Source organism: Gammaproteobacteria bacterium, from assembly GCA_003696665.1.
GTDB lineage: Bacteria > Pseudomonadota > Gammaproteobacteria > Enterobacterales.
The window spans coordinates 1-3,906 of sequence record RFGJ01000329.1; the positions used below are offsets into that span (position 1 = coordinate 1).

Below are 3,906 nucleotides of genomic sequence, written 5' to 3' on the forward strand. Positions count from 1 at the left end.
CGACCATTTTCTGGATGGGGCGCTTCGTACGCTCTGCCATGCATTCAGATGTTATGTTGAGCGGCACAACTCTCAAAAAGAGCCTGCGCCGCCTGTGGCACAGACGGCCGTTCAGACGACGCAAGAGACAAACCAGTCCGAGCGGCTAAACGCTCTCAGCAAGCGCCAGGGCAGACAACACGGAAGAGCGCACAACATGGGCCGGCAGATACAATGTCTTCGCCACCCACATAGCCGGTACATTTGCGTTTTCCCTGCGTTTCAGCCACGCGGCTCCTCGTCGAATATTTTCCAAAGGGATATTTCCCACGGTACGCTGCCACACACACAATGCCTGAAGACACAGGGCTGTCTCCTCGATAGTGCTGGCTTTCATCCCCCAGGCACCATCAGGGCGTTGCATGGACAGAATCCAGTCCACCTGTTTTTGCAAAAACGGGCGCATAGTCTCATACGTCAGCCCGGCAATAACTTGGTGAGACACCAAATAAAATGGGGAGGCATGCCATTTGTCATAAGGCACGATAGAGGAAGATTGAGTTAACAATGAAATCACTTTCCTGACCGCCGGGTACCGGTCATCGAACCCCAAGCTGGACAGTGCCCACAATGCATGGATATTGGTAGTGTACGAGACACCGACCTCCATCGGGTATGTGATGAAATACCCTTCAGTTTCATAGAAAAACATGGGGGAAAGGTCTACTTCCCAGCCATACCGGCGTAATAAAGCCGTAGCCATGGCCGTATCATCGCCATCGTACAAAGAACCAAACGTAGAGAATCCGATTCCATATTGCGAATGCCATCCATTGTATAGCAAGGCCAGGAGAGAAACGAAATCCGCATGCATAGAAGTAGCCCAATCCTCAACCAGTCCTAAATTCCACACTACCCATGAACGTTCAAAGGCTTCCATAGGGTGGGCAAGGGGGAACCCCCCATCGGGATTAACTGCTTTTTCCAGGTATTTCCATGCCTGGGTATCATTCGGGTTGACACACAACAAATAATAAGCCGTTGCCGAGGGACTGTTTCCCACAGACCCATTAGGATTGCGCAGATTCTGTTGGTCAAGCCAACCCCGATATTCCCGCCCGGCCATTTCTGCAGAAAAAACCATGCTCACCTCCCGATTGATGGGTACATTACGAATTTTGCGGCGTTTTCGCTCCCCCAGGTGCTCTACAAGACCCAGAACACGTTCCGCTTTGCTCGGCAAAATTCCCAATGCTCGCGCTTCGTCCATTAGCGTGGGCAAAAGCATCTCAAATCCCACGGTAGCACGATTGACATCTACTACTTCTTCCTGGCGTGCTTTTCCCCCCAGTATGGATAGGGCCTGCACGCCGCGCTGGATGGCTCTCTGGTAGCGACGGGCATTGGGCGCTTCAGCCAGAGCCACAACAGCGGCCAGGGTACACATGATGTGGTCATGAATGACAAATTGCGGCCAACTCCCCCATGAACCATCTGGGTTTTGATGGACAAGCAACCAATCCAATGCTCGTTCGCCCAAAGGATGACCAAAGCGCGCCAAGCGTGCAACCCATGCCGTATCATAAGCCGTACTGGCGATACAACCCATATCCAGTTGTCCCAGTAATTTCTTGGCCTGAGTGTCCAGATGCATAGCATTTCTCCTCTATAGCAATACAGAATATAGCAACGGGCAATATCCTGGCCACCGGACAGTTTGTGCAACACTCGTGATTCAGTCCGCAGATTCCCCGGATTACACCGATGAAAAGCAGAAAAAAATCAGCACAATCTGCGACATCTGCGGCTAAAGCGGAATAAGGAGTGGCCATCAGGATACAAAGTATCCGGTCGCAAGGCAATATCTTGTCACAGGCTAAATGTCCGGAACCCACAATTTTCCCACCAGGCGTCCTACCCCCAGGGTGGTGTGATTGTGGGTGTCGTAAAAGGCACGCAGCGCCTCCAAATCGGGCTCCAGGACATGACGATAGTCCTTCGGGTCACGACCGCGCAAAAACAGATGGTCGTACAGAATAGAACGTAACTGGTACTCATCAAGATACATCGTAGGACGTACACTGTAATACAGATTTTCGCTGCCACCCAAAAGCGGGTATTCCAATGCACTGACCTCGAAAGTGACGCCAAAAGCCAGCGGGTTGACCGGTTCCCCATAATAACGGCGAATCAAATCTTTTCGAGAAGGAATTGCTCCCGTCTCTTGGTAGTGCTCCACCGACAGGCGGGCTATATCGTTGGCACTTTCTCCGGGCGGCGAAACCTGCATACCATAGAACAGACGGAAGCGGTCGTTCTGGCGGGTGCGCGTTTCCAGGTCAGTGAACAGGTCACACAACGGTTCCAACGGGGTGCCGCACAACTTACGACGAAAATCCCCATAAAAGCGCACACGCACCCCAAAAGATTCGTAAAACTCCAGGAATTCCGGGAAGGTCGCCAGCCCTCCCACACTGTATTTGACCTCATCATAATGCGCGCCGCGCTCCAGCAAACCGGTATACACCATAGGCGATACCAGGCTGCGGATACCGTGCCGGAAAAACATGCCAAAAATTTCGACATGTCGGCGGCTGCTCTGGGCGATATATTCCCTGGCCCACCCGGAATCCAGTTTGCGGCGGTTTTCCAGCATGAACCAGCGCCGCGAACCGTCCAGGAAAACCAGCGCCGTATCGGCACTTTTTTCGGCCACCAGGCGGGAAATGTCTTCATCGCTCAGTTGCAAAAAAGCATCGAATTCCATACTGCTCTCTCCCTGTGATGTCGGTAAAAAAACGCTCCCCTTCCGGTGTGAAGGGGATGCGTGGTTTTGATGTTCATTTGGGAAAGCGCCGGCTGTAGCGCCAGTCTACGGCACCGTAATCCCGACGCGCCGCACCGCCGGTTTGCACCAGGCGGACAAGCAGCCAGGGGGCAACCTCGAACATCAGGTACATCAGCCGCAGGTAGCCCGGCAAATCCAGGCGCGCTTGCCGGGTACGCAGGATGCGCAAAACACCATTGGCCACATCAGGCGGGGTCAGCGAAGGCAGCAGGTCACCCAAACGCGGCAAAGATGCGGATTGTACATTTTTGCGGAAGAAATCCGTACCGGCCACAATCCCCAGGCGCACGGTGGTCGCTGTAATTCCACTGCCGCGCAACTCCAGTTGCAATGCCTGGGTGAAGGCATCCACAGCAGCCTTGACGGCCGCATATGCTGTCAATCCGGGAGCAGTAAACAACTTGCCTGCCGATGAACTGATGTTGATGAGATGCCCATCCCCCTGGGCGCGCATGAATGGCAGCACAGCGCGCGTGGTGTACGTCACCGCGTGGTAACACACAGCCGTCATGCGCTCCAGGTCCTCCTGCGTCATCTCTTCGAAGGGCAACCAGCGGTAAAAGGCCGCGTTGTTTACCAGAACGTCCACCCGCCCGGTCTGTGCATGTGCAGACCGCACCCAATCGGCGGCCTGTTGTGCATCAGAAACATCACACAAGGCAAAGTACATCGGCCAGCCAGCCTCGGCAGCCTGCGCCTGCGCCTCGTCCAGATACTGCCGGTTGATGTCACACACGAAAACCGTGCCGCCAAAATCGGCCAGCGCCTGTGCAATAGCCCACCCAATACCCTGCGCGCCGCCAGTTACCAGACAGGTTTTTCCCTGCAAAAATTTACCACGCAATGTCACACTCCTGTATGCAAACGAGATTGCCACACAGGGCGGAATTATACACAAAAATTTTATTTTATGGGGAAATTCACATCACAGGGAGGGGTGCCGGCTGCGCCCGGACGATTTGGTAGTGCGGGCTGAGGTAACCGGAGGCAAACAGGTTGAGGGAACGGCTTTGAGTGGACGCGAAATCCCACAAGGTGACCTCCATCCCCTGGAAGGCACACACCGGGTTTCCGCGGTA

At 54.2% G+C, this 3,906-nt stretch carries 3 protein-coding genes; all 3 read right to left on the reverse strand.

Annotated features, from left to right (window positions below):
* Window positions 1-145 precede the first annotated feature (145 nt).
* The 3 genes from D6694_08600 to D6694_08610 all read right to left on the reverse strand — a co-directional run bounded on the left by D6694_08600 (window position 146) and on the right by D6694_08610 (window position 3,734).
* A complete protein-coding gene (locus D6694_08600) occupies window positions 146-1,633 on the reverse strand; it encodes a hypothetical protein (GenBank protein ID RMH41660.1) in 1,488 nt (495 codons plus the stop codon).
* A 222-nt stretch (window positions 1,634-1,855) separates the two neighbouring features.
* Entirely contained in the window at window positions 1,856-2,746 is an 891-nt protein-coding gene (locus tag D6694_08605; protein ID RMH41661.1) for a hypothetical protein, read from the reverse strand.
* A 73-nt stretch (window positions 2,747-2,819) separates the two neighbouring features.
* Window positions 2,820-3,734 (reverse strand): SDR family oxidoreductase, encoded by a 915-nt coding sequence (locus D6694_08610; protein RMH41662.1) that lies wholly within the window; start codon window positions 3,732-3,734, stop codon window positions 2,820-2,822.
* Window positions 3,735-3,906 lie beyond the last annotated feature (172 nt).